General features: G+C 70.0%; 1 protein-coding gene. It reads right to left on the bottom strand.

Annotated features, from left to right (window positions below; all coding sequences use genetic code 11):
- Nucleotides 1-7,267, bottom strand: a 7,267-nt coding sequence (locus tag ABZ909_RS43080) for an amino acid adenylation domain-containing protein (RefSeq protein ID WP_357012170.1), incomplete at both ends; no start/stop codon positions are given.

Genomic DNA, 7,267 nt, shown 5'->3' with positions numbered 1-7,267 from the left:
AGGTCGCCGGTGCGGTAGAGGCGCTCGCCGCGCCGGAAGGGGCTGGCCACGAACCGTTCCGCGGTCAGGTCGGGGCGGGCGACGTAGCCGCGGGCGAGCTGCGTGCCCGCCAGGTAGAGCTCGCCCACCAGGCCGGGGGCGACGGGGTGCAGGCGCGAGTCCAGTACGTAGGCGCGGGCGTTCCATACCGGGCCGCCGATCGGTACGGCGCCGGGCACCTGGTCGGTGACTGGTGCGTGGGTGGCGTGGACGGTGAATTCGGTGGGGCCGTAGAGGTTGTGCAGGGCGGCGGGGCTGATCGCGCGGAAGGCGTCGACCGCGTCGGAGGTGAACGCTTCACCGGCGATCAGCAGCGTCCGCAGCGAGCCCAGCAGTGTGGGGTCGGCGGCGGTGGAGAAGGCGCGCAGCATGGACGGCACGAACGAGGTCAAAGTGACTTGTTCGGTGGCGATGACCTCGGCCAGGTACAGCGGGTCGCGGTGCCCGTCGGGGGTGGCGACGATCATGCGGGCGCCGGTGGTCAGGGGGCCGAACAGTTCCCACACCGACACGTCGAAGGTGGGCGGGGTCTTGAACAGCACGATGTCGTCGCTGTCGAGCCCGTATTCGGTGGTGATCCAGCGGATCTGGTTCACGACCGCCGCGTGGGGGACGGCCACGCCCTTGGGGCGGCCGGTGGAGCCGGAGGTGAAGATGACGTAGGCGGTGTTGTGCGGGCGCAGCGGCGCCCGACGTTCGGCGTCGACGACCGGGTGGTCGGGGTATCCGGCGAGGATCGCGGTGTCGATTTCCACCACGCGGTGGTCACCGGCGTCGAAGGGGTCGCGGGAGGTGGTGAGCACGCGCACGGGGTTCGCGGTGTCGAGTACGTGCGTGATGCGTTCTGCGGGCTGGTCGGGGTCCAGCGGCACGTACGCGCCACCGGCGGCGAGTACGGCGTAGACGGCGGTCACGAAGTCGGGCGAGCGCCGGATGTGCAGGGCCACCAGGGATTCGGGTCCGACGCCCTCGGCGATCAGGCGCCGCGCCAGGCGGTGCACGCGAGCCGAGAACTCGGTGTAGGTGAGCTGCTGGCCGTCGTGGACCACAGCGACCGTGTCGGGGGTGCGCAGCGCCTGGGTCTGCCACAGTGACACCAGGGTCGCGGTCGCGGTGGGGGGCTGCCCGGCCGCGATGTCGACGGTGGTGGCGTTCCAGTCCGCCAGCACCCGTTGGCGTTCGTCGACGGCCAGCAGGTCGAAGTCGCCGACCGCGCGCTCGGGGTGGGTGGCGGCCGCGACCAGGGTGCGGCGCAGCCGCTCGGCCATGCGGTCGAGGGATTCGGGGTCGAACAGGTCGGTGGCGTAGGTGAACGCCGCCGTAATGCCTTGTGCCACACCGTCGGTGGTGGTGCGCTCGACCAGGGTCAGGTCCAGGTCGAACTTGGCGACCGGGACGGTCAAATCGACGTCGGAGACGGTGACCCCGGGCAGTTCGAACACCGCCGGGGTCATGTTCTGCACGGTCAGCGACACCTGGAACAGCGGGTGGCGGGCTTGGGAGCGCGGCGGATCCAGCAGTTCCACAATGCGTTCGAACGGCGCGTCGGCGTGCTCGAAAGCGGCCAGGTCGGCCTGGCGCACAGCAGCGAGCAGCTCGGCGAAGCTGGCGTTGGGGTCGACCTGGGTGCGCAGCACCAAGGTGTTGACGAACATGCCGATCAGCTCGTCCAGCTCGGCTTCGCCGCGGCCCGCGATCGGCGCGCCGATAGCGATATCGGCGGTGCCGCACACGCGCGCCAGCAGCACCGCGAACGCGGTGTGCAACACCATGAACAGCGTCGTATTGTGCTGCTGGGCAACCCGGTTCAGAGCGGCGTGCACGTGCGGGTCGATATCGAAGGCGTGTACCGCGCCGCGCCCCGAAGCCACCACCGGCCGCGGCCGGTCGGTCGGCAACTCCAACTGGTCGGGCAGACCAGCCAGCGCGGCCCGCCAGTAGTCGAACTGGCGGGCCAGCAGCGAGCCGGGATCGTGTTCGTCGCCGAGGCTTTCACGCTGCCACAGCGCGTAGTCGGCGTACTGCACCGGCAACGGGGTCCACGACGGCTCCTGACCTTGCATGCGGGCGAAGTAGGCGCTCATCAGGTCACGGGTGAGCGGGCCACCGGAGAAGCCGTCACCGGCGATGTGGTGGACCACGCAGATCAGCACGTGGTCCTGCTCGGCCAGGCGCAGCAGCCGCAACCGCAGCGGCGGGGCGATCGTCACGTCGAAAGGCGCGAACGCGACCTCCGAAACCACCTGCGCCACTTCGGCCTCGGTCACCTGCACGACCGGCAGCGACGGCATGGCGTCGGGCTCGTGGACGTCCAGGATCACCTGGTGGCCGACGCCCTCGTGCTCGGGATAGTAGGTGCGCAGCACCTCGTGCCGGGCGACCAGGTCGGCCACGGCGTGGCGCAGCGCCGGCACGTCCAGCGGGCCGGTGACGCGCAGCGCGATGGGCAGATTGTAGGTGGCGGCGTCGGTGTCGAGGCGGTTGAGGAACCACATCCGCTGCTGCGCATAGGACAGCGGCACCCGCTCCGGCCGCGGCATCGGCCGCAGCGGCGCGACAGCCGAATCATCCAGTGTGCCCAGCGAATTCGCGAGTTCAGCCACTGTGGGGGCCTCGAACAGGGCGCGCACCGGCACCCGCGTGCCGACCGCGGCGCCCAGGCGCGCCACCACCCGGGTCGCGTTGAGCGAGTTACCACCCAACTCGAAGAAGTCGTCGTCGGCGCCCACCCGGTCCACGTGCAGCACGGCCGCGAACACCTCGGCCACCATACGCTCGGCAGCAGTCGCAGGCTCACGGTACTCACGGGCCTGGAACTGCGGCACCGGCAACGCCTTACGGTCCAGCTTCCCCGAAGCGTTGAGCGGCATAGCATCCAACCGCACCACAGCCGAGGGCACCATATAGGACGGCACGGACTCGCGGGTGTGCGACAGCAGTTCGGCGTCGGTGACCTGCGCGCCGTCCTCGAACACCACATAGGCGACGAGACGGTCGCCGCTCGCACCACGCACCAGGGAGACCGCGGCCCGGTGCACGCCCGGGTGGCCGAGCAACACAGTCTCGATCTCACCCAGCTCGATGCGCTGACCGCGCAGCTTCACCTGGAAATCGCTGCGGCCCAGATACTCCAAGGCATGCGAGGCACCGGCCGAGCCGACGGGTTCGATACCGGCCGAGCCGACGGACTCGACACCGGCCGCGCCGACGGGTTCGGCACCGGCCGCGCCGTCGTGGATCCAGCGGACCACGTCACCGGTGCGGTAGAGCCGCTGCCCGTCCTCGTGGGCAACGAAACGCTCGGCGGTCAGCGCAGGCGCGCCGAGGTAGCCGCGCGCCAATTGCACACCGGCGACATAGAGTTCACCGGCCGCGCCGAACGGCACCGGCCGCAGCTGCCGATCCAGCACCAGCACACGGGTGTTGGCGACGGGGCTGCCGATCGGCACCGCGACACCGTGGGTGCGCTGGGCCGGGTGCGCGGTGACCACGGTGGCCTCGGCCGGGCCGTACCAGTTCACCAATTCGGTATCCGGTAGCGCGGCAGCGAATTTCGCGGCGCTCTCCGCCGTGAGCGCCTCACCGGCGGCGAACACCCAGCGCAGCGAGGGGTGCCGCCGGGCCGCGCCGTCGAGGTAGGCGTCGAGCATGGACGGCACGAAATGCACGGAAGTGACCGCGTATTCGTCGATCATCCGCGCGATGTAGGCCGGGTCGCGGTGCCCGTCCGGCTCGGCCACCACCACCGCCGCGCCGGTCTGCAACGGCCACAACAGCTCCCAGGTGGAGATGTCGAAGGTGATCGGCGTCTTGTGCAGCACCACATCACCCGCGCGGTGCGGGTAGGCGCGCTGGGCCCACCGGAACTGGTTGGCCATCTGCCGGTGCGTGATGACCACACCCTTGGGGCGGCCGGTCGAGCCGGAGGTGTAGATGACGTAGGCGGCGTTGTCCGCGCGCACCTCGGCGGGGGCGACCTCCACGAACGGATCCGCGCCCGCGAGGGCGTCCACGAAGAACAGCGGTACCCCGGAGGCGGTTTCGAAGTCGTCGACCGCGCGGGTGAGCACACACACCGGCCCGGAGCCCGCGAGGACGTACTCGTTGCGCTCAGCCGGGTGATCAGGATCCACCGGCACATACGCACCACCGGAGCGCAGCACCGCGTAGATGGCGACCACCAGATCGATACCGCGCCGCATGGCCACCGCCACCCGGGATTCCGCGCCCACACCGCGCAGGGTGAGCTCCTGCGCCAGCCGGCGGGAGCGGGCATCGAGCTCGGCGTAGGTCACGGTGGTGCGGCCGAAGTGGACGGCCGGGGCGTCCGGGGTCCGCGCCACCTGCGCGTCGAACAAGGTGAGCAGCGTCGAATCATCGAGCAGCTCCGGCACTTCGGTGGCATTGACCGCCGCCAGCTCACGGCGTTCACCGTCGAGCAGCGCGTCCACCGCAGCCACCCGCGCCCGCGGATCGGCCGCGATACGCGACAGCAACACCGAAAGCCGGTCCGCGATGGCCTGTGCGGCGTCCTCGGCGAACAGGTCGCGCAGATACTTCACGGCGAAGCCGAGACCCTTACCGCGCGGCTGCACCATGACAGTGAGCGGGTAGTGGGTGCCATTGGTCGCGGACGCACCGAGAATGCCCGCGCCGTCGATCGGCGCGGCAGCATCGTCGAGGGACTGCTCGTCCACCGGGAACGAGGCGAACACCACCAGCGAGTCGAAAAGCCCGTCGACTCCGGCGATCTCCTGGATCTCACCCAACCCGACATAATGGTGATCGAGCAGCGCGGCCTGCTCCTGCTGCAGGTCCCGCAGCACCTCGGTGAGCGTGCTACCCGCGCTCAGCCGCACCCGCACCGGAATGGCGTTGAGGAACAACCCGATCATGGTCTCGATGCCCGCCAACTGCGGCGGACGCCCCGACACCGTGGCGCCGAAGACCACGTCGTCGCGGTCGGTGCTGCGGCCGATCAGCAGACCCCACGCCGCCTGCACGACGGTATTGAGGGTGACACCCGCGTCGTGCGCGACCTTGGTCAACGCGGCGGTGTCGTCCTCAGAGAGCTGGAAGGTGACTTCGCCGATGCCGGCGGTGATCTCACGCGAGGGGTCGACCGCGGCGAGCGGTGTCGGCTCGGTGAACCCGTCGAGGGTCTGCCGCCACGCCTCCCGCGCCGCGTCGTGGTCGCGGGCGGCCAGCCACGCCAGGTAGTCACGGTAGGGCCGCACCGCCGGGATGTGCGCGGCGTCGCCGCCGGCCGCGTACAGCAGCAGCATGTCCTGGATCAGCAACGGCATCGACCAGCCGTCGATGAGGATGTGGTGGCTGGTGACACACACCCGGTAGCGGTCGGCGGCCGTGCGGTAGAGCGCCACCCGCAGCAGCGGCCCGACGCTCATGTCGAAGTGGCGGGCCACGTCGAACGCCATCAGACGGTCGACCTCCGCGACCGCCTCGGCCGGCACCCGATCGCTGAGATCCAGGTACTGCCAGGGCAGTTCGACCTCGTCGAGGACGACCTGCAACGGATTGCCCGCGCTGTCCTCAGCGAACACCACCCGCAGGTTCATGTGCCGGTCCAGCATGGCGCGGGCGGCGGCGTGCACGCGCGGCACGTCGATCTCGCCGGCCAGATCGAGAGCGAACTGCACCATGTAGGCGTCGACCGAGGATTCGGCCAGCCGCGCGTGGAACAGCATGCCGGTCTGCAGCGGGGTGAGCGGCCACACCTCCGACAGGTTCGGGTAACGCTCACGCAGCCGCGCCTCGTCCTCAGCGGACAGCTCGACCAACGGTCCGGTCGCGAGTTCCTCGGTGGCAGAGGCATTCTCGACCGGCACCGCGACCTCAGCCAACGCCGCCACCGTGCGAGCAGCGAACATCTCCTTGGGCTTGAAACCCAGACCCCGGGCCCGGGCCCGGGACACGATCTGGATGGCGGTGATGGAATCCACACCGAGGGTGAAGAAGTCGTCGTCGAGACCGACCCGATCCAGGCGCAGCACCTCGGCGATGACCTCGGCCACCGCCTGCTGCGCCGCCGTCTCCGGCGCCCGGTACTCGGTGACCTCGAGCTCCGGCTCGGGCAACGCGCGGCGATCCAGCTTGCCCGCGGGCGTCAACGGAATGGTGTCGAGGACGATGATGGTGGCGGGCACCATGTGCGCGGGCAGCATCCGCTCAGCCAGCTCCGACAACACCGTGGTGTCGATCGAGAAGCCCGGGGCCGCGTGCACATACGACACCAACGCGGTGGCGCGGCCGTTCACCTCATGACCGACCGTCACCGCGAAATCGACCGACTCGTGCCCGGCGAGCACCGCGTCGATCTCACCCAACTCGATCCGCAGACCGCGGATCTTCACCTGGAAATCGTTGCGGCCCACATACTCCAACTCACCCGCGGCAGTGGCACGCACCAGATCACCGGTGCGGTACAGCCGAGCGCCCGCGGCCCCGTCGAACGGGTTCGCGACGAACCGGGCCGCGGTCAGCTCCGGCCGCGCGTGATACCCGCGCGCCAGCAGCGCACCAGCGACATACAGCTCGCCCGGCGCGCCGACCGGCACCGGCCGCAACCACTCGTCCAGCACGTACGCGCCGGCACCACGAATGGGGGCACCGATGGTCACCGGCCGATCCGGCGACAACGGGTCGGAGATATTGGTGGCGATGGTCGCCTCGGTCGGACCGTAAGCATTGTGGAAACGGCGGCGACCGGACGCATCACCGGACCAGCGACGCACCAACTCGGCCGAAACAGCCTCACCGCCACCGACAATGGCCTCCATCGAGGTCAGCTGACCCGGATCCAACGAGGCCAGCACCGACGGCGTGATCAGGCCATGCGTCACCCGCTCCCGGGCGATCAGGCGACCCAGCTCGTCACCGCCGTACACCTCCGGCACCGCGACCACCATCGTCGCGGCCGCACCGATAGCCATCAACAGTTCCATGATCGAGGCGTCGAACGACGGCGTGGCCACGTGCAGCACCCGCGATCCCGGGCCGATACCGAAACGCTCACGCATCTCCGCGGTCAACGCGGCAATGCCGGTGTGAGTGACCACCACACCCTTGGGCAGGCCCGTCGATCCCGAGGTGTAGATGGCGTAGGCCGGATGCTCAGCCCGCAACGGGCGCGCCCGGTCGGCATTGGTGACCGGTTCGGCCGGATACCCCTGCGCGGCAGCCGCGATCTCCTCAGTATCCAACTCCA

Source organism: Nocardia sp. NPDC046763 (assembly GCF_040645495.1).
Taxonomy (GTDB): domain Bacteria; phylum Actinomycetota; class Actinomycetes; order Mycobacteriales; family Mycobacteriaceae; genus Nocardia.
This window is presented reverse-complemented; position numbering and strand designations above follow the sequence as displayed.